A 23,228-nucleotide genomic window follows, 5' to 3' on the forward strand; every position below is an offset into this window, starting at 1 on the left:
TGTAGGCCGTGAATCGTCTGCGCTCGGCCGCCGTGCTCGTCGTCCTCGCCGGTTCTCTCGTGGCCCCGGTGCCCGCCGTCGCCGCCACCGGCCTCGGCTTCGACCTCGACGCCGCCACCATCCCCGAACTCCAGCAGCGGATGGCCCACGGCAGCCTCACGTCCGTGCGGCTGACCACGGCCTACCTGCACCGGATCGACGCCTTCGACGGGAAGATCCACTCGGTCCTCGCCGTCGACCCGGGTGCGCTGCGGGCCGCCGCGGCCAGCGACGCGCGCCGCCGCACGGGTCACCCGCTCGGGCAGCTCGACGGGATCCCGGTGCTGCTCAAGGACAACATCGACACGCGCACCCAGCCGGCGACCGCCGGTTCGCGCGGCTTGCCGCGCAGCCGCCCGGCCGCCGACGCGGCGCTGGTGGAGCGGCTGCAGCGCGGTGGCGCGGTCATCCTCGGCAAGACGAACCTGTCCGAGTGGGCCAACTTCCGATCCACGCACTCGACGTCGGGCTGGTCCGGGATCGGCGGCCAGACGAACAACCCCTACGTCCTCGACCGCAACCCGTGCGGCTCGTCGTCGGGCTCCGGCGCCGCCGTGGCCGCCACGCTGGCGCAGGTCGCGATCGGCACCGAAACCGACGGCTCGATCGTGTGTCCCGCCGGCGCCAACGACGTGGTCGGCGAGAAGCCGACGCTCGGGCTGGTCAGCCGGACCGGCGTCGTCCCGATCTCCGCCGAGCAGGACACGGCCGGGCCGATGGCGCGCCACGTCGTCGACACCGCCATCACGCTTTCCGTGCTGCAGGGCCGTGACGCGGCCGATCCCGCGACCGCGGCGATCCCCGCGGGACAGCCGCGCGACTACGCCGCGCTGCTGCACCCGGGTGCCCTGCGCGGGGCCCGGATCGGCGTGTGGCGGCTGGCCGGCCTGGACGCCGACGTCGACCGGGTCGTCGGCGACGCCGTGCGGACGCTGACCGCGCAGGGCGCCACCGTCGTCGACGTCGATCTGCCGTACCAGGACCAGATCGGCGCGGCCGAGACACCGGCGCTGCTGACCGAGTTCAAGCGCGACCTCGACGCCTACTTCACGCACCGCCCGGGTCACCCCGCGACGCTCGACGAACTGATCGCGTTCGACCGCCGGGATCCGGTGGAGCTGTCGAAGTTCGGCCAGGAGCTGTTCGAGCAGGCCGCGGCCGCGCCGGGCCCGAGCGACCCGGCCTACCGGCAGCAGCGGGCCACGGCGACGGACCTGGCGAAGCGGTCGATCGACGAGACACTCGCCAAGCTGCACCTGGACGCGATCGTCGCGCCCACCAACAGCCCGGCGTGGAAGACGGACTACGCCGCGGGTGACGCGTTCGTGCTCGGCTCGTCGACCCCGGCGGCCGTCGCGGGCTACCCGAACGTGTCGGTGCCGGCCGGGTTCGCGGGTCCGTTGCCCATCGGCGTCTCGTTCTTCGCCGGGCGCTGGGCCGACGCCCGGGTGCTCGCCCTCGCCGCGGCGTTCGAGCGTGCCGCCCCGGCGCGCCGGGCGCCCGCCTTCCTGCCCAGCTCTGGTTAGGGTGGTCTCGACGGTGAGGAGGGCAGCCGATGGTCACCCGCGCGGAGCGGAACGCGACGGACCCCGACCTGGGTGTCCTGTCGGGACGGCTGCTGTTCGCCGTGCAGCGGGAGCTCTTCGCGACGCTGGCCGCGCAGGGGTTCGACGACCTGAAGCACCGGCACGGCGCGGTGCTGGCCTACCTGGACCCGGACGGCGTCCGGCCGACCGAACTGTCCCGGCTTTCGGGGCAGTACAAGCAGATCATCGGCACGCTCACCGACGAGCTGGAAGCACTCGGCTACGTCGAACGGCGGCCCGACCCGAGTGACCGCCGCGCGAAGCTGATCTGCCCCACCGAACGCGGTCTCGCGCAGATGAAGGCCGCGGACGCGATCATGGCGGGCATCCAGCGGCGCCACGCGAACCGCCTGGGGCGGGCCGACTACGAGCACTTCAAGCGGGTCCTGGCCGACATCACCGAGCACCAGCGCGGTGCCGTCGCCGGGGACTGACCGGCTACACCCGCGTCCGGAGCCATTCGACCACCGGCGGCCAGCTTCCGTGCGCGGGATCGATCACCTCGAAGTGATCGCCGGCCACCTCCAGGTACTGCGCGTCCGGCGCGTGCTCGGCGTAGGTGCGGCTGTACTCGATCGGGACGATGTCGTCGGCGTCGCCGTGCAGCACGAGGACCGGGACCCCGGCACTCTCGAGGGCGCTCGGTGACGCCGTCGCGTACCGCTGCGGGACCTGGTCGAGGTGCCCGCCCAGCAGCAGGTTCACCACGCCCTCACCGGCTCCTTCCGCCACCGCCGGCCAGAACTCCGGGGCCGCGGGCTTCGGGGCGTTCGCCGGGCGCACGAGGTCCGGGTCCGCCAGGAGCGCACCGAACGCCGTCCGGTCGGCCTCGGCCAGGTCGAGGACCCCGGCGAGCGACACGGCCGCGACCGGCACCACCTTCGGCGCCGCGCCCACGGCGTCGGCGGGCAAGGCCGCGCGGTGCGCGGTCCATGCCGCCAGGTGGCCGCCCGCGGAGTGCCCGATCACCGCGACCCGGGCGGGATCGAGGGCCGGGTCCACCCCGGCGACGACGTCGAGCGCGGCCGCGGTGTCCTCGAACGTCGCGGGCCAGCCACCGCCGTCGCCGAGCCGGCGGTAGTCCGCGTTCCACACGGCGTACCCGCGGGCGACCAGGTCGTCGGCGAGCCGGGTCATCGAGCGGCGGTCGAACATCGCCGTCCAGTACCCGCCGTGCAGCAGCACGACCACCGGGAACGGGCCCTCGCCCGCCGGCACGTACAGCTCCCCCACCTGCGCCGGGTGCGGCCCGTAGGCGACGGTGCGCACCGGCCGCGGCGCGTCCTGTTCGTCGTCGTAGCGGGCACCGCGCCGCGCGCTCACCAGCGCGTCGATGGTGCCGAAGAACGCCGCGATCCGCGGATCGTCGCCGCCTCGGGCCTTCGACTCGTCCCACGCGGTGTCGTCGATCCACTCGACGACGTCCAGCCAGGTCCCGGCGTCGAGACGCACGAGCTTCGCCGAGACGAAACCCCGGCGACCTTCCCGGAAGGCGGCCACCATGCCGGGCCGGGCCGCGAGCATCGCGGACGTCCGGTCCGGCCGGACGGTGAAGGTGGTCAGTTCGACGACGGCCATCCGCGCTCCCTCGATTTGGTCCAGATTCATGACTATCACGATCGTGGACCGACGCGCACGTGTGGCACCGTCCTCGCGAACGCCAGTCGGCGCTGGCCGGGGCGGCCGTCGCCCCCGTCTTCTCCTCGGCCGGGCCCTCGACGCGAACAGGTGCGCACGTGAAATGGCCCTTATCGATTCAGAAGGACTCTGCTAGCCTCCGGCACGGACCCGCGCACGGCAGCGCCGCCGGCGCCCCTGGGGAACTCTTCGAGGAGCTGAGATGACGGCAATCGCCCGTGTTCGTGGCCGTGAGGTGCTCGACAGCCGGGGCAACCCGACCGTCGAGGTCGACGTCGTGCTGGAGGACGGCTCGCTGGGCCGGGCCGCGGTCCCGTCGGGTGCCTCCACCGGCACGCGCGAGGCGGTCGAGCTCCGCGACGGCGACAAGGCGCGCTACCACGGCAAGGGCGTCCGCAAGGCCGTCACCGCGGTCAACACGGAACTCGCCGAGGCCGTCGTCGGGCTGAACGCCGAAGCGCAGTCCGAGGTCGACGCCGCCCTGATCGCCGCCGACGGAACGCCGAACAAGGCGCGCGTCGGCGCCAACGCCACGCTCGGGATCTCCCTGGCCGTCGCGAAGGCCGCCGCGGCGGCGAACACCCTGCCGCTGTACCGGTACGTCGGCGGCGTCTTCGCCCACCAGCTGCCGATGCCGATGATGAACATCATCAACGGCGGTGCGCACGCCGACAACCCGATCGACTTCCAGGAGTTCATGATCGGCCCGGTCGGTGCGGAGACGTTCGCCGAGGCCGTGCGGATGGGCTCGGAGGTCTTCCACACGCTGCGCGCGTCGCTGCGCAAGGCCGGGCACGGCACCAACGTCGGCGACGAAGGTGGCTTCGCGCCCAACCTCGCGTCGGCCGACGAGGCGCTCGAGTTCGTCGTCCGCGCGATCGAGGAAAGCGGCTACACCCCCGGCGAGGACATCGCGCTGCTGCTCGACCCGGCCGCGTCGGAGTTCTACGACAACGGCGTCTACGACTACCGCGGCGAGGGCCGCAAGCGCAGTGTCGAGGAGCACGTCGCCTACCTCTCGGAGCTGACGGCGCGCTTCCCGATCGTCTCCATCGAGGACGGCCTCGCGCAGGACGACTACGACGGCTGGAAGCAGCTCACCGACGCCATCGGCGACCGCGTGCAGCTCGTCGGCGACGACGTCTTCTGCACCAACGTCAAGCTGCTGCAGGACGGCATCGACCGCGGCATCGCGAACTCGATCCTGGTCAAGGTCAACCAGATCGGCACGCTGACCGAGACGCTGCTGACCGTCGACACCGCGCACAAGGCGGGCTACTCGGTCGTGATGTCCCACCGGTCGGGCGAAACCGAGGACACGACGATCGCCGACCTCGCCGTCGCCACCGGCTGCGGCCAGATCAAGACGGGCTCGCTGTCCCGCTCCGACCGCACGGCCAAGTACAACCAGCTCATCCGCATCGAGGAGGAGCTGGGCGCGGAGGCGAAGTACGCCGGCCGGGCCACCCTGCGCGGCTGATCCACCCCCGGGGCCCGTCCGGCGGGACGGGCCCCGGCGGCGCGGAAGCCCTAGATTGGCGGCATGACTTCCACCGCCGAGAAGGCCACCCGGCTGCAGGAGCTGCACGCCGCCCCCGAGCTGCTGCTCGTCGTCAACGTCTGGGACGCGATCACCGCCAAGGTCGTCGCCGAGACGCCCGGCACCCAGGCCCTCGCGACGCCCAGTCACGGCATCGCCGCCTCGCGCGGCTACCCGGACGGCGAACGGATCCCGCGCGACGAGATGATCGCCGAGGTCGCCCTCATCGTGCGGACGGCGGGCGACCTGCCTGTCACCGCCGACCTAGAAGCCGGCTACGGCGACCCCGGCGGCACCATCGCCCGGGCGATCGACGTCGGCGCGGTCGGCGCCAACCTCGAAGACCGGATGAAGCCGCTGGGTGACGCCGTGAAGGCGGTCGAAGCCGCCGTCGCGGCCGCGGAGAAGGCCGGCGTCGACTTCGTGCTCAACGCCCGCACCGACGCCTTCCTCAAGACCGACCCGGAGACGGCACTGACCGAGGCGATCACCCGCGGCCGCGCCTACCTCGAGGCCGGCGCGTCCACTTTCTTCGTGCCCGGCAAGCTCGACGAGAACCAGGTCGAGCGGCTCGTCGGCGAACTGGGCGAGCGCAAGGTCAACCTCATCGGCATCCCCGGCTCGATCCCGCTCAAGCGCGCGCAGGAACTCGGCGTCGCCCGCGTGTCCTACGGCCCGTGGAGCCAGAACGTCGCCCTGACCGCCCTGGCCAAGCTCGCCGAGGACGTCTACGCCGGCGGCGGCCTGCCCGCCGACACCCGCAAGCTCAACTGATCAGCGGATCCGCAGCTTCCGCATGAGCTTGAGCCCGGACAGCATGCTCTCGACGTACTTCTCGTAGCCCTGTCCGGGCCGTGGGCCCATGACCTGCTTCTTCAGCACGGCCAGGTTCTGCACGTCGGTGTACTTGAGCAGGCCCTGGTCGCCGTGGCGGGCGCCGACCCCGGAGCTCTTGACGCCGCCGGAGGGCGTCCCTTTGGCGGCGAACGCCGTGGCGAGGATGTCGTTGACGTTGACGTTGCCCGATTCCAGGCGCGCGGCCACCGCGCGGGCGGCGTCGACGTCACGGCCCCAGACCGACGCGTTGAGGCCGTAGTCGGTGTCGTTGGCCAGGTCCACGGCCTCGTCGACCGTGCCGTACCGGTGCAGCGCGACCACGGGCCCGAAGGTTTCCGTGACGCCGCAGAGCATGTCCTTGGTGACGCCTTCGAGGATCGTCGGCTCGAAGAACGCCGGACCGAGGTCCGGGCGCGGCTTGCCGCCGCAGAGCACGGTCGCGCCCTTCGCGACGGCGTCGTCGACGTGCTCCTTCACGCGGCGCAGGTGGTCGGGCGAGACGAGCGAGCCCATGTCGGGCCCGAAGTCGTAGGACGCGCGGACGTCCAGCGCGCTCGCGGCGGCCACGTACGCGTCCTTGAACTCGGCGTACCGGGACTCCGGCAGGTAGATCCGCTCGATGTGCATGCAGATCTGGCCGGTGTTGCCGAACGCGCCGAAGATCGCGCCCTGGACGGCTTCCGCGATGTCGGCGTCGTCGAGGACGATCATCGGGTTCTTGCCGCCGAGCTCGAGGCAGCAGCCGATGAGGTTGCGGCCGGCCCGCTCGCCGATCACCTTGCCGGTGGCCGTGGAGCCGGTGAACATCACGTAGTCGGCCCGGTCGATGAGCGTCGGGCCGACGTCGGGGCCTTCGCCGCAGACGACCTGGAACAGCCCCTCCGGCAGGCCGGCCTGCTCCAGCATCCGGATGCCGTAGAGCGGCGAAAGCGCCGTCTTGTTGTCCGGCTTGAGCACGACCGCGTTGCCGGCCATCAGCGCCGGGATCGCGTCGGAAATGCCGGTGGCGAACGGGAAGTTCCACGGCGCGATGATCCCGACGACGCCTTTCGGCTGCCGGATCTCGGTCGACGTCGTCACCAGCGGCACCGGACCGCCGCGTTTCGTCGGCGCCAGCAGTTTCGCGGCCCGGCGCAGGTAGTGGCTCATCACCATCGCCGGGTCGCAGGTCTCCTCGATCGCCATCCGGCGGTTCTTGCCGCTCTCGACCTGGATGAGGTCGGCGACGTCGCGCGCGTGGTCGACGAAGAGCGTGTGCGCCCGCTTGAACACCGCCAGCCGCTGCTTGAGCGGCGTGGCGGCCCACTTCCGCTGCGCCTCGCGGGCGACGTCGAAGGCCTGCTCGATGTCGGCCGGCGTCGATTGGGGCAGGTCGACGAGCGGCTCGCCGGTGTAGACCTCGGTGAGCTTCCACGTCTCGCCGGCGGAGCCGGGCACGCGGGCGACGAGCTCGCGCAGGAACGCGCCGGTCACCGACGCCGGGCGGGTCAGCTCGAGCGGGGTCACGGTCACGATCCACTCCCGAGGACGAGCCGCGCGCCCATCTCGCCGATCATGATGGCGGGCGCGTTGGTGTTGCCGCCGGTGATCGACGGCATGATCGAGGCGTCGCAGACCCGCAGGCCCTCGACCCCGCGCACCTTGAGGTCGGGGCCGACGACCGCGAGCTCGTCGACGCCCATCCGGCAGGTGCCGACGCCGTGGTAGACCGACGTCGCGCGGTTCAGGATCGCGTCGCGCAACGGCTGGCCGCGCAGGTCCTTGCCCGGGTGGATCTCCTCCTTGACCGAGCCCTTGAACGCCTTCGAAGCGAAGATCTCGCGGACCATTTCCGAGCCTTCGCCGAGCACTTCGAGGTCGGCCGGATCGGACAGGTACTGGAAGTCGATGAGCGGCGCGGCCGTCGGGTCGGCCGAGGCGAGCCGGAGCGTCCCGCGGCTCTTGGGGTAGATCAGCGTCGTCAGCACCGTGAGCGCCGGGCGCTTGTCGACGTCGTGGCGGATCGGCGCGTCCTGGTTGGGCGACACGTACGCCCAGGGCAGCAGGTGCAGCTGGAGGTCGGGCACCGCGCCGGCCTGGGACGTCCGGAGGAACGCGACGGCCTCGAAGACCGAGTTCGCCAGGAACGTCGTGCCGGGCTTCAGCAGCTCGCGGGCCAGGCCGCGGGCGAAGTACGGCGCCGACCCCTTGTTCTTGCTCGAGGTGACGTTGAAGGTCAGCGCGTGGAACATGTGGTCGTGCATGTTGTCCCCGACCGGCAGGTCGGCGAGGACGTCGATGCCGTGCTCCTTGAGGTGCTCGGCGTGGCCGATCCCGGACAGCATGAGCAGCTGCGCGGAGCCGACGAACCCGGCCGACAGGATGACCTCCTTGCCGGCGCGGACGACGCGGTGACCCCGGCCGTCGGCGACCTCGACGCCGACCGCGCGGCCGTTTTCGAAGACCACCTTCTTCGCCAGCACGCCGGACTGCACTTCGAGCGTCGCGGGCGCGAGGTTGTGCAGGTAGCCGCGTGAGGCGCTGTAGCGCAGGCCGTCCGCGGCGTTCTGCTGCATCCGGCTGACGCCCTCTTGGGACTCGGCGTTGTAGTCGTCGAGGATCTTGCAGCCGAGGGCGTCGGAAGTCGCTTCGACGAACTGGAGCGAGCCTTCTTGGGGGATCTTGTTGCGGGTGACCCGGATCGGGCCGCCCGCACCGCGGAAGGCGTTCTCGCCGTCCTCGAAGTCCTCCATCCGCTTGTAGGCGGCGTTGACGCTGTCGGCGTCCCAGCCGGTGTTGCCTTCGGCGGCCCAGGAGTCGAAGTTGGCGCGGTTGCCGCGGACGTAGACCATGCCGTTGATGGAGCTGGAGCCGCCGACGACCTTGCCGCGCGGCACCGGCATCCGGCGATCGAGAACGTGTTTCTGCGGGACGCCGTAGAAACCCCAGTCGAAGGGCTTCTTGAGCTGGGGCACCGCGTGCATCGGGCCGACCAGGCCCGGCTTCTTGATCAGGAGCTTCTCATCGCTCTTCCCCGCTTCGAGCACGATCACGCTGGCCCCGCCCTGCGCCAGCCGCCCCGCGATCGCCGCCCCCGAGCTCCCCGACCCGACGACGACGTAGTCGGCCTCGTCGCCGCGCGGCGCCCTGTTCGCCATGTCCGCTCCTCGATCCGGCCCGCCACAAACTATAACCTGTTCTAGTTTGCTCACGGTATAGCGTCGCCGCCTCGGAGCGCAACGGGTACGCCTGCTTCCCGTCCACGGCCTCGGCCCGCCCGGTGTCGCCGCCGCCGGCCGGGCGACGGGCAACGCCCGGTCAAAGCCCGTTGCGCAGCGCCTCGGCCGCCCGCGCGAGGTCGGCCCGCACCGCCCGGGCGACGCGCGCCGGGCCCTTCGCCAGGTGCCGCTGCAGGCTGACGGCGTAGACGGTCCACAGCCCGGCGACGGCGCCCGCGGTGATCCGGACGACCGGGTCGGCCGGGGACGCGCCGGTCCGCGTGGCCAGTGCCGCCGCCGCGGCGTCGGCCAGCCGGTCCCGGCTCTCCCGGTGGTGGGCCACCAGCGCCGGCGTCGAGCGGATCAGCTCGCCGAACCGCCGGACGTCGTCCCAGCCCTCCTCGCGCGCCGACGCGACCAGGAAGTCGAGCTCGTCGCCGAGCACCGCCAACGCGGCGTCCAGCGGCGTGGTCGCCGGGTCGGCCAGCCGGGTACCCAAGGCGTCGATCTGGGTGTCCCAGCGGTCGGCGAGCAGGGCCTCTTTGCTGCCGAAGTGGTTGAAGACGGTCTTTTCCGTGACGCCGCACGCGCGTGCGACGTCGGCGACGCGGACCGCCTCGAACCCGCGCTCCAGGAACATCCGGGCCGCCGTGTCGGACAGCTGCTGCCGCAGCTCGCGCTTCCGCCGGTCCCGCAGCGTCTCGGCACTCATACAGCAAGTGTACTGTTTACAGTGACTGTAACGAAGGGAGCCACCCACCATGAGCGAGTTCGAGATCGTCCGGGAGTACCCCCAGCCCCGGCCCCGCGTCTGGCGCGCCTTGACCGACCCGGCCCTGGTCCCGCGCTGGACGTCGACCGGGCGAGGCGGCCGTCCCGAAGGCTTCGCGCCGGAGGTCGGCACGCGGTTCCGGTTCATCGGCAGGCCGGTCCCCGGCTGGGACGGCGTCGTCCGGTGCGAAGTCCTTGCGGCCGACGCGCCCGAGCTGCTGAGTTTCAGCTGGCGCAACCAGGAGACCGACGCACCGAGCACGGTGACGTGCCACCTCGCCGAGACCGGCGGGGGAACCCGGCTCACCTACCGGCACACGGGGTTCAGCGGCGTCGGCGGCTTCTTCATGGCCAGGCTGCTCCACCGGGTCCGGCGCCGGATGCTGGCGGAAGGCTTCCCGGAGGTGCTCGCGGCGAGCGACTGGTGACGGCTCGGCGACCGGTGCCGGGCCACCACCGCGCGGCACCGGTCCCCGCCACCGCAGGCCAGTGGCACGATCCGGTCGGCGCGCGCTCTGGCGACCTCGGCGCGGCCCAGGGCCGGCAGGATCCCGCCGAGGGCGCGGGCCCCCGCCGCAGCGGCGGTGCGTGAAGCCGCCCAAGCGGTGCGCGCGGCGACGGGCCGCCGCCTCAGCTCGGCACCGGGTCCGGCTCGCCCACCAGCACGTCGTCGGCCAAGCCCGCCGCCAGGGCACGCAACGCCGCGTCGAGGTAGACCGTCAGGTCGGCGTCCGCGCGGGCGGACCAGCGCTCGTAGGCCGCGCGGCAGGCCGCCAGCACCGCGCGCCCCACCACCAGCGGGTACAACGACTCCTCCGGCTGCCCGGACCGCCGGGCGACGAACGCGCTGACCGCCCGCTCCCACGCGTCGTAGTGGACGGCCGCGCTCGCGGCGAGCTCCGTCACCGAGCTCACCAGTGTCATCCGGGTGCGCAGCTCCGGCACGTCCGCGGCGCGGTAGTGGTTGGCCTCGAGCACCGCCCGCCGCACGGCTTCCAGGACCGGCAGCTCCGCCGGCATGTCGGCGAGCAGCGCGCGGATCGTCTCGACCTCGGTGTCGAACTCGTTCCAGAGCACGTCCGCCTTGGCGTCGTAGTAGCGGAAGAACGTCCGCCTGCTCACCCCGGCCGCCGCGGCGATCTGGTCCACGGTCGTCTCGTGGAAACCCTGTTCGCTGAACAGCCGCAGGGCCGCGACCTCGAGCTCCCGCGCGCTCGTACCCGGCGGCCGGCCGCGGCGGGCCGCCGGACGGGTGGTCAGGTCATCGGTCATCCGGGTGCCGTTCCGTCGAGGGTCTTGCTTATTGACACGGTGTGACACTACTCTCCCCGTTATTCGACACTCGGTGTCGTAAATCATCTCTGCCGAAGGAGTCAGGATGCCCGAGAACACCACCCCCACCGAACCCGCCGCCACCGAGGAACCCCTCACCGAGGACCTCCTGGTCGAAGAAGTGTCGATCGACGGCATGTGCGGTGTCTACTGAGGACAAGCCGGCGGGGTTCGACCTGGACGGCGCGTGGCGGCTGGACGACCGGGTCTCGATCCGGCCCGAGCGGTTCGGCGCCCTGCTGTACCACTTCGGCACCCGCCGGCTTTCCTTCCTGAAGAGCCCGGCCCTCCTGGACGTCGTCCGCGGGCTCGCCGCGCACCCCGACGCGCGGACGGCGTGCGCCGAAGCCGGCGTCGAAACCGGCGAGCTGCCGCGGTACCGCGCGGCGCTCGCCGCACTGGCCGCGTCCAGCATGATCCAGCCGAGGAGTCGCTGATGTCCCTTGTGGACGAATTCCAGTACGGGCTCGACGCCCCCATCTGCCTCACCTGGGAACTCACCTACGCCTGCAACCTCTCCTGCGTGCACTGCCTTTCCTCGTCGGGCCGGCGGGACCCCCGGGAGCTGAGCACCGCCGAGTGCAAGGCGCTCATCGACGAGTTCGAGCGCATGCAGGTCTTCTACGTCAACATCGGCGGCGGCGAACCGACCGTCCGCCCGGACTTCTGGGAGCTGGTCGACTACGCGACCGAGCACCACGTCGGCGTGAAGTTCTCCACCAACGGCATCAAGATCACGCCCGAGGTGGCCCGGCGCCTGGCCGCCAGCGACTACGTCGACGTCCAGATCTCCCTGGACGGGGCCACCGCCGAGGTCAACGACCACGTCCGCGGCCCCGGCTCCTACGCCACCGCGATCCGCGCCATGCGGCACCTTTCCGACGCGGGCTTCGAGAACTTCAAGATCTCGGTCGTGGTCACCCGGCAGAACGCCGGCCAGCTCGACGAGTTCAAGGCGATCGCCGACCGCTACGGCGCCCAGCTGCGCATCACCCGGCTGCGGCCGTCCGGCCGCGGCGCCGACGTCTGGGACGAACTGCACCCGACCGCGGCGCAGCAGCGGGAGCTCTACGACTGGCTGGTGGCCCGCGGCGAGCACGTCCTCACCGGCGACTCGTTCTTCCACCTCGCCGGGTACGGCGACGGCGGCCTGCCCGGCCTCAACCTGTGCGGCGCCGGCCGCGTCGTGTGCCTGGTCGACCCGGTCGGCGACGTCTACGCCTGCCCGTTCGCGATCCACGAGACCTTCCTCGCCGGCACCGTGCGCGGCGACGGCGGGTTCACGAGCGTGTGGCGCGAGTCCGCCCTGTTCACCGAGCTGCGCAGTCCGCAGAGCGGCGGCGCCTGCGAGTCGTGTTCGGCGTTCGACGCCTGCCGCGGCGGCTGCATGGCGGCGAAGTTCTTCACCGGCCTGCCGCTCGACGGCCCGGACCCGGAATGCGTGCGCGGCCACGGCGAGCTCGCGCTCGCGGCCGTCACCAGCGTGCCGAAGCCGTCGCTCGACCACTCGCACCGGACGCGCGAGCGCGAGCCGGTCCCGGTCACCATCGGGATGCGCCGCCCGCCGGAGCGCGCCTGCGACGAAAGCCCGCTCGCCGGGTTCCGGCCCTGACATGCGGCTCGCGGACCTCACCTGGCCGGACGTCGCCGAGCGCGCGGCGTCCGGCGCGATCCTGGCCGTGCCGGTCGGGGCGACCGAGCAGCACGGCCCGCACCTGCCGCTGGCCACCGACACCGACATCGCGCTCGCGCTGTGCGACCGGCTGGCGGAGAAGCGGCCGGACGTGCTCGTCGCCCCGGCCGTGGCGTACGGCTCCAGCGGCGAGCACGCCGGGTTCGCCGGGACGCTGTCGATCGGCCAGGAGGCGACCGAGCTCCTGCTGGTCGAGCTGGGCCGGTCCGCGTCGGAGACGTTCTCGCGGCTGCTGTTCGTCTCCGCCCACGGCGGCAACGCCGGGCCGGTCGCCCGGGCCGTCGCGCGCCTGCGGGCGGAGTCGCGGGACGTCGAGGTGTTCCGGCCCCGCTGGACGGGCGACCCGCACGCCGGGCGCCCGGAAACCGCACTGCAGCTGGCCCTGCGGCCCGATGACGTGCGGATGGACCTGGCGGCACCCGGCGACCCGCGGCCGCTGGGCGAGGTGCTGCCGCTGCTGCGGGACGGCGGGGTGCGCGCGGTGACCCCGACCGGGGTGCTCGGCGACCCGACGGCCGCGACCGCGCCCGAAGGGCGAACGTTGCTGGCCGAGCTCACCGCCCAGCTTGTGTCCCATGTGGACGGCTGGGCATGAGGGCCGCGCTCGTCACCGGCGCGGCCCGCGGGATCGGCGCCGCGACCGTGCTGCGCCTGGCCCGCCAGGGGTACGCGGTCCTGGCCGTGGACCTCGCCGCCGACGACCCCGCGCTCCCCTACCCGATGGGGAGCGCCGGGGACCTGGCCGCGGTCGCCGACCGCGCGGGCCCGGCCGTCGGCACCTACGTCGCGGACGTGCGAGACCCGGTGGCCTTGGCCGACGCGGTCGCCGAAGCCGAACGCCGCTGGGGCGGGCTCGACGTCGCCGTCGCGGCCGCGGGCGTCATCGCGGGCGGGGTGCCGCTGTGGGAGATGCCCGCCGAGCAGGAGGACGCCGGCCTCGACGTCGACCTGCGGGGCGTGGTCAACCTCGCCCGGGTCGCCATCCCGGCGCTGCTGCGCCGGCCGGCGCCGAGGTCGGGCCGCTTCCTCGCGGTCGCCTCCGCCGCCGCGACGCGCGGCCTGCCGATGCTGGCCGCCTACTGCGCGGCGAAAGCCGGCGTCGCCGGGCTCGTCCGCGCGCTCGGCAGCGAACTCGGGAACTCCGGGGTCACCGCCAACGCCGTCAGCCCGGGGTCGACCGACACCCCGATCCTCGCCGAGAGCGCCCGCCTCTACGCCCTGCCCGGCGCGCACGAATTCGCCGCGCAGCAGCCCGTCGAGCGGCTGCTCGAAGCGGACGAAGTGGCCGCGGTGCTGGCCTTCCTGGCCGGCCCGGAAAGCAGCGCGATGACCGGCGCGGTCGTGCCGGTGGACGGAGGGCTGGCCCTGTGACCGCTCCCCTGCCCGCCGGCTTCCGCGTCGAACTCGACCAGGACACCCGGCAGCTGCGTGCGGACCTCTGGTTCGGCGGCTCCCCGGCCCGCGTGCTGCGCCTGACGGCGGCCGGGCGGAAAGCCTGGCGGGAACTCGAAGCCGGCCCGATCGTCTCCACCGCCGGCGGCACGCTCGCCCGGCGGCTCACCGACACCGGGCTCGCCCACCCGGTACCGCCCGAGCCGGACTCACCAGCGGACCTCACCGTGGTCGTCCCGGTCCTCGACCGGGCCGAGTCGCTGGCCCGCTGCCTCGCCGCGCTCGACGGCACGCACCCCGTGCTCGTGGTCGACGACGGTTCCGACGACCCGGCCGCGATCGCCGCGGTGGCCGCCGCGCACGGCGCGAAACTGCGGCGCCGCGACGTCAACGGCGGGCCCGGGGCCGCGCGGAACACCGCGCTGGAGCACGTCTCCACCGACCTGGTGGCCTTTGTGGACAGTGACTGCGTGCCGGCCGGGGACTGGGCCGGCCGGCTCGCGGCCCACTTCGCCGACCCCCTGCTCGCCGCCGTCGCGCCGCGCGTCCGCCCCCTCGCCCCGGACACGGCGGCCGGGCGCTACACGCGCGCCGCCAGCAGCCTCGACCTCGGCGACCGGCTCGCCCGCGTCGCACCCGGGACCCGGCTGACCTACGTCCCCACCGCCGCGCTCGTCGTCCGCCGCGCCGCGGTGACGGCGGCCGGCGCGTTCGACCCGGACCTGCGCTTCGGCGAGGACGTCGACCTGGTCTGGCGGCTGCACGCGGCGAAGCACCGCGTCCGGTACGCGCCGGACGTCCACGTCGGCCACCGGGAACCGGCGACCTGGCGCGAGCTTTTCGTGCGCCGCGCGCGATACGGGACGTCCGCGGCGCCGCTCGCGAAGCGGCATCCGGAAAACCTCGCGCCGCTCGTCCTGCACGGCTGGCCCGCGGTGACCGTCGGCGCCCTGCTCGCCCGGCGGCCGGTGCTCGCGGCCGGCGGTTTCGCCGGAGCCGTGCTCAGCATGCTGAAGACGTTGCGGGCCCACGACATCCCACCCGGCGGCCTGGTCCGCGCGACGGTCACCGCCGTGCACCGGACCTGGCTCGGCACCGGCCGCTACGGCACGCAGTTCGCCGCGCCCGCGCTCGTGGCCCTGCTCGTCCCCGGCGGCCGCCGCCGGTGGGGACGGCGCGCCGCGATCGCGTCGCTGCTGCTCGGTCCCCCGCTCGGCCGCTGGTTCGCCGGCCGGCCCGGCCTGGATCCCGTCCGGTTCACCGCCGGCGCGCTCGCCGACGACATCGCCTACGGCACCGGCGTCTGGGCCGGCTGCCTGGCCCACCGGACCACCGTGCCGGTGCGGCCGAAGATCACCTGGCGCCCCCTGCGCATCGACAGCAAGGAAAAGCGAGGCCCCGCATGAGCACCACCTGGTTCGAGTCCATCGCCGAAGCCCAGCGGCGGGCGAAGAAGCGCCTGCCCGCGTCCGTCTACTCGGCCCTGATCGCCGGCTCCGAAAAGGGCCTGACGCTGAAGGACAACCTCGACGCGTTCGACGAGCTGACGTTCGCGCCGCGCACCGCCGGGCTGCCCGGCCGGCGCGAGCTGGCCACCACCGTGCTGGGGCAGGACATCGCGCTGCCCGTGGTGATCTCCCCGACCGGCGTGCAGGCCGTGCACCCCGACGGCGAGGTCGCCGTCGCCCGCGCGGCCGCCGCCCGCGGCACGGCGATCGGCTTGAGCTCGTTCGCGAGCAAGCCGGTCGAAGAGGTCGTCGCCGCCAACCCGAGCACGTTCTTCCAGGTCTACTGGACCGGCAGCCGCGACGACATCCTCGGCCGGCTGGACCGCGCCCGGCGCGCCGGCGCCACCGGGATCATCCTGACGCTCGACTGGTCGTTCTCCCACAGCCGCGACTGGGGCAGCCCGCACATCCCCGAGAAGCTGACCTTCCGCGAGCTGCTGCGCTTCGCGCCCGAAGGCCTGTCCCGCCCGCGGTGGCTGCTCGACTACGCGCGCACCCGCCGCCTGCCCGACCTCAGCGTGCCGAACATGGCCGAGCCCGGGACGCCGGTCCCGACGTTCTTCGGCGCGTACGGCCAGTGGATGGGGACCCCGCCGGCCACCTGGGCCGACGTCGCCTGGCTGCGCTCGCAGTGGGACGGGCCGTTCCTGCTCAAGGGCGTCATCCGCGTCGACGAGGCCCGCCGCGCGGTCGACGCCGGCGTCAGCGCGATCTCGGTGTCCAACCACGGCGGCAACAACCTCGACGGCACCCCGGCCACGATCCGCGCGCTGCCGGCGATCGCGGACGCCGTCGGCGACCAGGTGGAAGTCCTGCTGGACGGCGGGATCCGGCGGGGCAGCGACGTCGTCAAGGCCCTCGCGCTCGGCGCCCGCGCGGTCCTCATCGGACGCGCGTACCTCTGGGGCCTGGCGGCGAACGGCCAGGCGGGCGTGGAAAACGTCCTCGACGTCCTGCGCAACGGCATCGACTCGACGCTGCTCGCCCTCGGTCACCGGAGCGTGCACGACCTGAGCCGTGACGACGTCCGGATCCCGGCGGACTTCGCGCGCGTACTGGGTGCCGAAACGCCGGTCACCGCACGCTGATCCGGTGTGCGTCAGGTGACCGTGAAGCTCGCGGTCAGCGTGGCCGCGGAGCTGTTGCCCACGTAGACCTCGATCTTGCCCGGCTCGACGCGGAACTGGGCGGCGTTGTCGTAGAAGCCGACGTCGTCCGGGGTGAGCGTGAACGAGACCGGCTGCGAGGCGCCCGCGTTCAGCGTCACGCGCCGGAAGCCGCGCAGCCGCCGGACCGGCTGCACGATGCTCGCGACCGGGTCGCGCAGGTAGAGCTGGACGACCTCGTCGCCCGCCCGGCTCCCGGTGTTGGTCACCGTGGCGGTGACCTGGATCTTGCCGCCGCGGGCCGGCATCCGGGTGTCGGACAGCCGCAGGCCGTCGATGCGGAACGTCGTGTACGACAGGCCGTGGCCGAACTCGTAGAGCGGGCCGGACTCGAGGTCGAGGTACTTCGACGTGTACTTGTTGTTCGGATCGGCCGGGCGCCCGGTGTTCTCGTGGTTGTAGTAGACCGGGATCTGGCCGACCGCGCGCGGGAAGCTCACCGGCAGCTTGCCGCCCGGGTTGACCGTGCCGAACAGGACGTCGGCGACGGCGTTCCCGCCCTGCACGCCCGGCGCCCAGGCTTCGAGGATCGCGGGGGCGTTGTCGTGCAGGTACGGGATGGTCAGCGGGCGGCCGTTGACCAGGACCACGACGAACGGCTTCCCGGTCTCCTTGATCGCGGCGACCAGGTGCTGCTGCACGCCCGGGAGGTCGATGTCGCTGCGCGCGGCCGCTTCGCCGCTCATCGCGGCGGTCTCGCCGACCACCACGACGGTCACGTCGGCCGCCCGCGCCGCCTGCTGGGCCGCGGCGAACCCGCTGGTGTCGGTGCCGTCGACCGTGCAGCCGGCGGTGTAGCTCACCCGGGCGCCGGGCGCGGCGGCCTTGATGCCGTCGACCACCGTCACCGGCGGCGTCGTGCCCGCGCCGGTGCCGAGGCCCGCCCAGGTGCCGTTGAGGTCGTAGGTCGCCTGGCCGAGCGGCCCGACCACGGCCACCGAGACGACCGACTTCGCCAGCGGCAGCACCGGCCCGTCGTTCTTGAGCAGCACCATGCACCGCGCGGCGGCCTGGCGCGACGCGGCGAGCGCCGCCGGCGACGGCGCCTTCACCTCGCCCGCTTCGTCGACGTACGGGCGTTCGAAGAGCCCCAGCTTGACCTTGACCAGCAGGATCCGGCGGACGGCGTCGTCGATCTGGTCGCGGGTGATCCGGCGCTGGTTCAGCAGTTGCTCGCCGTACTTGACGTAGTTGGTGCTGACCATCTCCATGTCGACGCCGGCCGGCAGTGCCGCGGCCGCGGCGTCCGCGCCGTCGCCGGCGAGCCCGTGCAGGATCAGCTCTTCGACGCCGGTGTAGTCGCTGACGACGAACCCGCGGAAGCCGTAGGTGCCCTTGAGGACGTCGTGCAGGACGTAGCCGTTGCCGTGCGCGGGCACGCCGCTGATGGTGTTGAAGCTGGCCATCACGGTCGCCACACCCGCCTCGACGCTGGCCTTGAACGGCGGCAGGTAGAAGTTGTGCAGCCGCTGCAGGGAGACGTCGACGGTGTTGTAGTCGCGGCCGCCTTCGGCCCCGCCGTAGGCGACGAAGTGCTTGGCACAGGCGGCGAGGCGGTCCGGCGACGCGATGTCGTCGCCCTGGAAGCCACGGACCTTCGCCACGGCGAGCTGCGAAGCGAGATAAGGATCTTCGCCGTACCCCTCGGCGATGCGCCCCCAGCGCGGCTCGTGGGTCACGTCCATCATCGGCGCGTACGTCCAGTGGATCCCGCTTCGCCGGGCTTCCTTCGCCGCGACCGTGGCGTCGGCGCCCGTCACGCCGGGGTCGAAGCTCGCGCCCTGGCCCAGCGGGATCGGGAAGTTCGTGGTGTAGCCGTGGATCACGTCGAGGCCGAAGATCAGCGGGATGCGCAGCCGCGTCCGCTCTACGGCGATCTTCTGGAGCGCGTTGAGCTTCGCGGCACCGACCACGGAGAACACCCCGCCGAGCCGGCCGCCGGCGAGGGAAGTCCGCGCCAGGTCCTCGGTGCCGACCAGCTGGAGCTGGCCGAGCTTCTCGGCGAGCGTCATCTTCCGGAGCAGGTCCTCGACCCGCGGGTTCCGTTCGGGCGAGCCGGCGGGATCCGCCTCGGCGGGCGGCGCGAGCAGCGTCGCGACTCCTCCGGCGGCGAGCAGGCCGCCGACGCCGGTGAGCAGGCTTCGCCGGTTGACACCGTCGGCGGGTTGACTCTCGGGCTGTTCCATGGCGGGGACCCTTTCGCGAGAGAACGAGGGCGACAGCATAAGCACGGAAGCCGGTTCTTTTCCGCCTGAACGCCGTGCTCGTCCCTTCCGCACCCCGCGCACCCGGACGGCGGCGGCGCACCGCCGTCCGGGGTCCGGCGGGGTCAGCCGATGTGCGAGCTGATCACCGTGTAGTCGTTGCCGACGTTGGTGTAGACACCCGGGAAGTCCTTGCGGGCGCAGCCCTGACCCCAGGAGACGATGCCGGCGAGCTTGCCGTCGACGTAGGCCGGACCGCCCGAGTCACCCTGGCAGGAGTCCTTGCCGCCCTCGGGCACGCCCGCGCAGAACATCGAGGCCTTGTCGTACTTCGAGCCGGCCGCGGTGTACTTCTCCGCGCAGGAGGCGTTGTCGACCACCGGCACCGAGACCTTGAGCAGGGTGTCCGAGACGTCGCCGCCCTCGGACGTCGCGCCCCAGCCGACCACGGTGACGTCGGCGCCGGTCCGGTAGGACGGGTCGTCCGCCGACTGCACCAGTGTCGCCGGCTGGTACGACAGGTCCTTGTCGAGCGTCAGCACGGAGTTGTCGTGCTGCATGCCCTCCATGGTGAAGTCCGGGTTCTGCCAGACGTCCTTGACGCCGGCCTTCTCACCCGAGGTGTCGCTGAACTTCGTCTGGCCGCCGATGATCTGCATCTGCGACGCCTCGACGCCGTCGGTGCAGTGGGCGGCGGTGAGCACCTTGTTCTTCGCGACCAGCGTGCCCGCGCAGTGCTGGGCGCCGTTGACGTTGAAGATCACGGTGGCCGGGAACTCGTCGATCGTGGTCGGCGAACCGCCCACGATCCGCGGGTCACCGGCCGACGCACCGGGTGCGACGACGACCGCGAGGGCTCCGGCGGTGGCGGCCGCGGCGAGGACCGTCGCGGCCCGCCGGACCACGGAACGTCCGTCTACCTGCATGAACATCTCCCTTCAGGGACCTGGAAGGTGGTGTTCACGAGCAGACCAGACCGGCTCGGGTGCCGGTCACCTACGAAAGTCGCTTATTGACCACTTGTGGCCGATAGTTGGTTTTTGTCCGACGAAGGCATCCTTGACAACTCGCCAACGCCGTCTTACCGTTCCCTCACGCCGCCGGGTTGTCCAGACCATTTACTCACCGCCGTGAACGAATGGTCCAGCGTTCCATCGTGAAAGGACACCTCGATGCGCGCACGAGCCCTGCTCGTCCTGCTGGCGGTCCCGGCCCTGGCCACCGCCGTCGCGTTGCCCGCGGCCGCGGCCGACCCGACCGTGGCCCCCGGCGGCAACTTCGACCTGTCGATCTGGCAGCTGCAGGAGCCGGTCGGCTCCCCCGGGTCGCCGACCACCATCTCTTCGTCCCGGCTGAAGGGCCCGAACGGCTTCCAGGACAGCTACTTCTACACCGACACCCGAGACGGCGCGATGACGTTCTGGGCGCCGGAAAAGGGCGTTACGACCCCGAATTCGAACTACGCGCGGTCCGAGCTGCGCGAGATGAACCCCGACGGCTCGGCCGCGAACTGGTCGCTGAGCGGCTCGCACAAGCTCAACGCGACCCTGCGCGTGGTGTCGGTGACGAAGAACGTGTGCGTCGGCCAGGTGCACCTCGGCACCGGCGGCTCCTCGACGAAACCGTTGCTGGAGCTGTACTACCACTCCAACGGCGACATCGTGCTGGGCACCGAGAACTCCCCCGACGGCGGCCAGACCCCGCACACCGTCGGCCACGTGTCGATCGGCAAGACCTGGACGTACACGATCGGCATCTCGGGCGGCACCACCATCGACCTGACGGTCAACGGCAGCACCACCCACTACTCGATCCCGTCGTCCTTCCAGGCGTACAAGCAGTACTTCAAGGCGGGCTCGTACAACCAGTCCTCGTCGAGCAGCACGACCAACGGCGCGCGGGTGGCGTTCTACGGCCTGACCGTCTCGCACGGCTGACCGGTCAGCGCCAGCCGAGCTCCGGGGCCACGTGCGTGAGGATGCTCTCCAGCACGTGGGCGTTGTAGTCGACGCCGAGCTGGTTCGGGACGGTGAGCAGGAGGGTGTCCGCGGCCTGGATCGCCTCGTCCTCCTTCAACTCCCGGACCAGCTCGTCCGGCTCGGCAGCGTACGACCGGCCGAAGATCGCCCGGGTGTTCTCGTCGATCATCCCGACCTGGTCGCGCGAGTGGCGGTCGCGGCCGAAGTAGGCCCGGTCGACGTCGTTCGTCAACGCGAAGATGCTCCGGCTGACCGAGACGCGCGGCTCCCGCTCGTGGCCGGCTTCCTTCCACGCTTCGCGGTAGGCCTCGATCTGCTTGCGCTGCTGGACGTGCAGCGGCTCGCCCGTCTCGTCGTCCTTCAGCGTCGAGCTCTGCAGGTTCATGCCCAGCTTCGCGGCCCAGACGCTCGTCGCGTTGGAGCCCGACCCCCACCAGATGCGGTCCCGCAGCCCCGCGGAGTGCGGCTCGAGCCGCAGCAGGCCCGGCGGGTTGGCGAACATCGGCCGCGGGTTCGGCTGCGCGAAGCCTTCGCCTTCGAGCAGCTTGAGGAAGACTTCGGTGTGCTGACGCGCCATGTCGGCGTCGGTCTCGCCCTCGGCCGGCGCGTACCCGAAGTAGCGCCAGCCGTCGATCACCTGCTCGGGGGATCCCCGGCTGATGCCCAGCTGGAGCCTGCCGCCCGAGATGAGGTCGGCCGCACCCGCGTCCTCGACCATGTACAGCGGGTTCTCGTACCGCATGTCGATCACGCCGGTGCCGATCTCGATCTTCGACGTGCGCGCGCCGATCGCCGAGAGCAGCGGGAACGGGCTCGCCGCCTGCCGCGCGAAGTGGTGCACGCGGAAGTACGCGCCGTCGACGCCCAGCTCCTCCGCCGCGGCCGCCAGGTCGATCGACTGGTGCAGGAAGTCGGCGGCGGAGCGCGTCTCGGAGTGCGGGCCCGGCGACCAGTGGCCGAACGAGAGGAAGCCGATCTTTTTCACACCCGGTTCAGCGTCCGGGAGCCGGGAATGATTCCCGGTTGTGAGCGGCCCGACCGCCGCCGCACCCCTAGCGCGGCGGCGGCCGGAGGATCTCACCCACAGTGTTCTGCGCGCTCCTGGTCGGTCATCGGCGCGGTGTGCTGCGTGATGTCCCCGGTCGAGCCGGGCACCGGGCCGTCCGCGTCGAAGTCCTGGTACCAGATGTAGTGGTCGTAGAACTTGTCCGGGAAATGCATTTCGTAGGTGCCGTGCACCTTCTGCATCTTCGGCGCGCGTTCCACCCAGCCCTTTTCCCCGGGCCGCACGTCGACGTTCGTCGCCTGCCCTTCGGTGTGCGAAGACTCCCAGGTGTGCTGGTACGACGTCTCGATCGAAACCTTGAACACTTCCGAGAATCCGTATTCGGCCGAAAGGGAAACGCCGAAGCTGTTCGACTCGCCGGTCGTGTCGGACCAGTTCACCGTGCTGCGCTGCAGGTCGCCGGTGCAGTTGTAGGCCGCTTCGCCGACCTGGTGCCCGGCCCCGGTGTGCTCCTCCGGCGGGCCCGCCGGGTGGAACACGCAGGAGTCCGTGCCGTTGTTGCACTTGTCGAGCAGTTCCCGGGCGGTGGGCTGGCCGTCGGCCGACGCGACCGGGGCGGTCAACACGATTCCGGCGGCGGTCAGCAGGCCGAGGCCCGCCGCCGTCCACGCGGTGCGCTTGCTGGTCATAGTGGTCACTCCTCTGCTCAGCTGAACCCGATGGACTGGGTGCGGTTGTCCATGAAGGACCCGATGTTGCCGGTGTTCTCCTTGAACGGGCCGTCCCGGTCGCCGCCGAGGTTCGGCTCCGGGTAGAGCCAGATCCAGCAGTCCCCCCACGGCTGCACGGACGAGATCTTGTTCTTCCAGTCGTCGCCGAGGTCGAACTGCCAGTTCACCCAACCGTCCTTTTTGCACAGCTCCGGTCCGGTGATCGTCAGCGAGTCCCCGGTGTAGTCGGGCCCGTCGAAGAAGGTGCCCTGTGTGACACCGTCGGCCTTCTCGTCGACGAGCGCGGAACGCTGCGCGCCCGTGGTGCATTTCTGCACCCCGGTTCCGATATTCAGCACGCAGTGCCGGGTCGCCGGCGTGGCCGCCGCCGGAACGGCGCCGATCAGGGACGCGCTCGCCGCCACGGCCATGGTCGTCAGTGCACTTCTGGTCCATTTCCCCGACATGTGAAAACCTTTCATCGACTGCGAATCGATCTTATGATTCGAAAATACGTCGGGCCCGACGGTTAATGCGCGCGCGTTGCCCGTCGGGCCCGCGGGGTCTGCCCCATTCCCCTGGGCGCCCCGGCGCCGGTGTGCGAGCCGGACGGACCGGCGGTACAGTACG

At 72.1% G+C, this 23,228-nt stretch carries 23 protein-coding genes; 13 read left to right on the forward strand and 10 right to left on the reverse strand.

Annotated features, from left to right (window positions below):
- The first annotated feature begins 8 nt into the window (after positions 1-8).
- Positions 9-1,565: an amidase gene (locus tag ACYVLJ_RS34275; RefSeq protein WP_460441782.1), complete on the forward strand. Its 1,557-nt coding sequence runs from the start codon at positions 9-11 to the stop codon at positions 1,563-1,565.
- 29 nt (positions 1,566-1,594) lie between these two features.
- Positions 1,595-2,059: a MarR family winged helix-turn-helix transcriptional regulator gene (locus tag ACYVLJ_RS34280; RefSeq protein WP_451985166.1), complete on the forward strand. Its 465-nt coding sequence runs from the start codon at positions 1,595-1,597 to the stop codon at positions 2,057-2,059.
- 4 nt (positions 2,060-2,063) lie between these two features.
- Here the strand turns inward: ACYVLJ_RS34280 and ACYVLJ_RS34285 are convergent, their stop codons facing one another.
- Positions 2,064-3,233 carry an alpha/beta hydrolase family protein gene (locus ACYVLJ_RS34285; protein ID WP_460441783.1) on the reverse strand — a complete coding sequence of 390 codons (1,170 nt, stop codon included), beginning with the start codon at positions 3,231-3,233 and terminating at the stop codon, positions 2,064-2,066.
- A gap of 232 nt (positions 3,234-3,465) precedes the next feature.
- Here ACYVLJ_RS34285 and eno point away from each other — a divergent pair, with 232 nt between their 5' ends.
- Together eno and ACYVLJ_RS34295 are read left to right on the forward strand one after the other, a co-directional pair.
- Entirely contained in the window at positions 3,466-4,743 is a 1,278-nt protein-coding gene (gene eno / locus ACYVLJ_RS34290; protein ID WP_460441784.1) for a phosphopyruvate hydratase, read from the forward strand.
- Between the two features lie 63 nt (positions 4,744-4,806).
- On the forward strand, positions 4,807-5,577 hold the full coding sequence (locus ACYVLJ_RS34295; RefSeq protein WP_460441785.1) for an isocitrate lyase/PEP mutase family protein: 771 nt from the start codon (positions 4,807-4,809) through the stop codon (positions 5,575-5,577).
- Here the strand turns inward: ACYVLJ_RS34295 and ACYVLJ_RS34300 are convergent, their stop codons facing one another.
- The 3 genes from ACYVLJ_RS34300 to ACYVLJ_RS34310 all read right to left on the reverse strand — a co-directional run bounded on the left by ACYVLJ_RS34300 (position 5,578) and on the right by ACYVLJ_RS34310 (position 9,549).
- The gene (locus ACYVLJ_RS34300) at positions 5,578-7,152 is read right to left on the reverse strand and encodes a succinate-semialdehyde dehydrogenase (NADP(+)) (RefSeq protein ID WP_460441786.1); all 1,575 of its coding nucleotides are present in this window, start codon (positions 7,150-7,152) and stop codon (positions 5,578-5,580) included. It abuts the gene before it with no gap.
- The gene (locus ACYVLJ_RS34305) at positions 7,149-8,777 is read right to left on the reverse strand and encodes a GMC family oxidoreductase (RefSeq protein WP_460441787.1); all 1,629 of its coding nucleotides are present in this window, start codon (positions 8,775-8,777) and stop codon (positions 7,149-7,151) included. Before ACYVLJ_RS34305 ends, ACYVLJ_RS34300 begins: the two co-directional genes overlap by 4 nt.
- Positions 8,778-8,937: 160 nt before the next feature.
- Positions 8,938-9,549, reverse strand: a complete 612-nt coding sequence (locus tag ACYVLJ_RS34310) for a TetR/AcrR family transcriptional regulator (protein WP_460441788.1) — start codon at positions 9,547-9,549, stop codon at positions 8,938-8,940.
- A gap of 49 nt (positions 9,550-9,598) precedes the next feature.
- Here ACYVLJ_RS34310 and ACYVLJ_RS34315 point away from each other — a divergent pair, with 49 nt between their 5' ends.
- A complete protein-coding gene (locus ACYVLJ_RS34315) occupies positions 9,599-10,036 on the forward strand; it encodes an SRPBCC family protein (RefSeq protein WP_451985152.1) in 438 nt (145 codons plus the stop codon).
- Between the two features lie 202 nt (positions 10,037-10,238).
- Here the strand turns inward: ACYVLJ_RS34315 and mftR are convergent, their stop codons facing one another.
- Positions 10,239-10,880, reverse strand: coding sequence for a mycofactocin system transcriptional regulator (mftR, locus tag ACYVLJ_RS34320; RefSeq protein WP_451985151.1), 642 nt, complete (start codon positions 10,878-10,880; stop codon positions 10,239-10,241).
- A 106-nt stretch (positions 10,881-10,986) separates the two neighbouring features.
- On the opposite strand from mftR, the gene mftA reads away from it, so the two are divergent.
- From mftA to mftD, 7 genes are read left to right on the forward strand one after another with little or no spacing between them, the layout of a single operon-like run.
- Positions 10,987-11,094 (forward strand): mycofactocin precursor MftA, encoded by a 108-nt coding sequence (mftA, locus tag ACYVLJ_RS34325; protein WP_451985150.1) that lies wholly within the window; start codon positions 10,987-10,989, stop codon positions 11,092-11,094.
- Positions 11,084-11,377 carry a mycofactocin biosynthesis chaperone MftB gene (gene mftB / locus ACYVLJ_RS34330; RefSeq protein WP_460441789.1) on the forward strand — a complete coding sequence of 98 codons (294 nt, stop codon included), beginning with the start codon at positions 11,084-11,086 and terminating at the stop codon, positions 11,375-11,377. Before mftA ends, mftB begins: the two co-directional genes overlap by 11 nt.
- Complete coding sequence (gene mftC / locus ACYVLJ_RS34335) at positions 11,377-12,552, forward strand: radical SAM/SPASM domain-containing protein (RefSeq protein WP_460441790.1); 1,176 nt, start codon at positions 11,377-11,379, stop codon at positions 12,550-12,552. The genes mftB and mftC overlap by 1 nt, the downstream gene beginning before the upstream one ends.
- A 1-nt stretch (position 12,553) precedes the next feature.
- Complete coding sequence (mftE, locus tag ACYVLJ_RS34340) at positions 12,554-13,228, forward strand: mycofactocin biosynthesis peptidyl-dipeptidase MftE (protein WP_460441791.1); 675 nt, start codon at positions 12,554-12,556, stop codon at positions 13,226-13,228.
- The gene (locus ACYVLJ_RS34345) at positions 13,225-14,004 is read left to right on the forward strand and encodes an SDR family oxidoreductase (RefSeq protein ID WP_460441792.1); all 780 of its coding nucleotides are present in this window, start codon (positions 13,225-13,227) and stop codon (positions 14,002-14,004) included. The genes mftE and ACYVLJ_RS34345 overlap by 4 nt, the downstream gene beginning before the upstream one ends.
- Complete coding sequence (gene mftF / locus ACYVLJ_RS34350) at positions 14,001-15,431, forward strand: mycofactocin biosynthesis glycosyltransferase MftF (protein ID WP_460441793.1); 1,431 nt, start codon at positions 14,001-14,003, stop codon at positions 15,429-15,431. Before ACYVLJ_RS34345 ends, mftF begins: the two co-directional genes overlap by 4 nt.
- A complete protein-coding gene (mftD, locus tag ACYVLJ_RS34355) occupies positions 15,428-16,621 on the forward strand; it encodes a pre-mycofactocin synthase MftD (protein WP_451985138.1) in 1,194 nt (397 codons plus the stop codon). Before mftF ends, mftD begins: the two co-directional genes overlap by 4 nt.
- Before the next feature lie 11 nt (positions 16,622-16,632).
- On the opposite strand, the gene bglX is transcribed toward mftD, so the two are convergent.
- Both bglX and ACYVLJ_RS34365 read right to left on the reverse strand, forming a co-directional pair.
- The gene (gene bglX / locus ACYVLJ_RS34360; RefSeq protein WP_460441794.1) at positions 16,633-18,885 is read right to left on the reverse strand and encodes a glycoside hydrolase family 3 protein; all 2,253 of its coding nucleotides are present in this window, start codon (positions 18,883-18,885) and stop codon (positions 16,633-16,635) included.
- 143 nt (positions 18,886-19,028) lie between these two features.
- Positions 19,029-19,829, reverse strand: a complete 801-nt coding sequence (locus ACYVLJ_RS34365; RefSeq protein ID WP_460441795.1) for a S1 family peptidase — start codon at positions 19,827-19,829, stop codon at positions 19,029-19,031.
- Between the two features lie 246 nt (positions 19,830-20,075).
- On the opposite strand from ACYVLJ_RS34365, the gene ACYVLJ_RS34370 reads away from it, so the two are divergent.
- A complete protein-coding gene (locus ACYVLJ_RS34370) occupies positions 20,076-20,840 on the forward strand; it encodes a polysaccharide lyase family 7 protein (protein WP_460441796.1) in 765 nt (254 codons plus the stop codon).
- Between the two features lie 4 nt (positions 20,841-20,844).
- On the opposite strand, the gene ACYVLJ_RS34375 is transcribed toward ACYVLJ_RS34370, so the two are convergent.
- The 3 genes from ACYVLJ_RS34375 to ACYVLJ_RS34385 form a co-directional block, all read right to left on the reverse strand.
- Positions 20,845-21,867 (reverse strand): LLM class flavin-dependent oxidoreductase, encoded by a 1,023-nt coding sequence (locus tag ACYVLJ_RS34375; RefSeq protein WP_460441797.1) that lies wholly within the window; start codon positions 21,865-21,867, stop codon positions 20,845-20,847.
- Between the two features lie 92 nt (positions 21,868-21,959).
- Entirely contained in the window at positions 21,960-22,577 is a 618-nt protein-coding gene (locus ACYVLJ_RS34380) for a hypothetical protein (RefSeq protein WP_460441798.1), read from the reverse strand.
- Positions 22,578-22,594: 17 nt separating this feature from the next.
- The gene (locus ACYVLJ_RS34385; protein WP_460441799.1) at positions 22,595-23,065 is read right to left on the reverse strand and encodes a hypothetical protein; all 471 of its coding nucleotides are present in this window, start codon (positions 23,063-23,065) and stop codon (positions 22,595-22,597) included.
- Positions 23,066-23,228 lie beyond the last annotated feature (163 nt).

Source organism: Amycolatopsis stemonae, from assembly GCF_054781455.1.

Bases quoted from the DNA above. Each gene is read 5' to 3' on its own strand.
- ACYVLJ_RS34365 (WP_460441795.1), bottom strand. From the start codon at position 19,829: ATGCAGGTAGACGGACGTTCCGTGGTCCGGCGGGCCGCGACGGTCCTC.
- ACYVLJ_RS34370 (WP_460441796.1), top strand. From the start codon at position 20,076: ATGCGCGCACGAGCCCTGCTCGTCCTGCTGGCGGTCCCGGCCCTGGCC.
- bglX (WP_460441794.1), bottom strand. From the start codon at position 18,885: ATGGAACAGCCCGAGAGTCAACCCGCCGACGGTGTCAACCGGCGAAGC.
- ACYVLJ_RS34380 (WP_460441798.1), bottom strand. From the start codon at position 22,577: ATGACCAGCAAGCGCACCGCGTGGACGGCGGCGGGCCTCGGCCTGCTG.
- ACYVLJ_RS34305 (WP_460441787.1), bottom strand. From the start codon at position 8,777: ATGGCGAACAGGGCGCCGCGCGGCGACGAGGCCGACTACGTCGTCGTC.
- mftA (WP_451985150.1), top strand. From the start codon at position 10,987: ATGCCCGAGAACACCACCCCCACCGAACCCGCCGCCACCGAGGAACCC.
- mftD (WP_451985138.1), top strand. From the start codon at position 15,428: ATGAGCACCACCTGGTTCGAGTCCATCGCCGAAGCCCAGCGGCGGGCG.
- mftE (WP_460441791.1), top strand. From the start codon at position 12,554: ATGCGGCTCGCGGACCTCACCTGGCCGGACGTCGCCGAGCGCGCGGCG.
- mftC (WP_460441790.1), top strand. From the start codon at position 11,377: ATGTCCCTTGTGGACGAATTCCAGTACGGGCTCGACGCCCCCATCTGC.
- ACYVLJ_RS34280 (WP_451985166.1), top strand. From the start codon at position 1,595: ATGGTCACCCGCGCGGAGCGGAACGCGACGGACCCCGACCTGGGTGTC.
- mftR (WP_451985151.1), bottom strand. From the start codon at position 10,880: ATGACCGATGACCTGACCACCCGTCCGGCGGCCCGCCGCGGCCGGCCG.
- ACYVLJ_RS34295 (WP_460441785.1), top strand. From the start codon at position 4,807: ATGACTTCCACCGCCGAGAAGGCCACCCGGCTGCAGGAGCTGCACGCC.
- ACYVLJ_RS34315 (WP_451985152.1), top strand. From the start codon at position 9,599: ATGAGCGAGTTCGAGATCGTCCGGGAGTACCCCCAGCCCCGGCCCCGC.
- ACYVLJ_RS34385 (WP_460441799.1), bottom strand. From the start codon at position 23,065: ATGTCGGGGAAATGGACCAGAAGTGCACTGACGACCATGGCCGTGGCG.
- ACYVLJ_RS34345 (WP_460441792.1), top strand. From the start codon at position 13,225: ATGAGGGCCGCGCTCGTCACCGGCGCGGCCCGCGGGATCGGCGCCGCG.
- ACYVLJ_RS34310 (WP_460441788.1), bottom strand. From the start codon at position 9,549: ATGAGTGCCGAGACGCTGCGGGACCGGCGGAAGCGCGAGCTGCGGCAG.
- eno (WP_460441784.1), top strand. From the start codon at position 3,466: ATGACGGCAATCGCCCGTGTTCGTGGCCGTGAGGTGCTCGACAGCCGG.
- ACYVLJ_RS34285 (WP_460441783.1), bottom strand. From the start codon at position 3,233: ATGAATCTGGACCAAATCGAGGGAGCGCGGATGGCCGTCGTCGAACTG.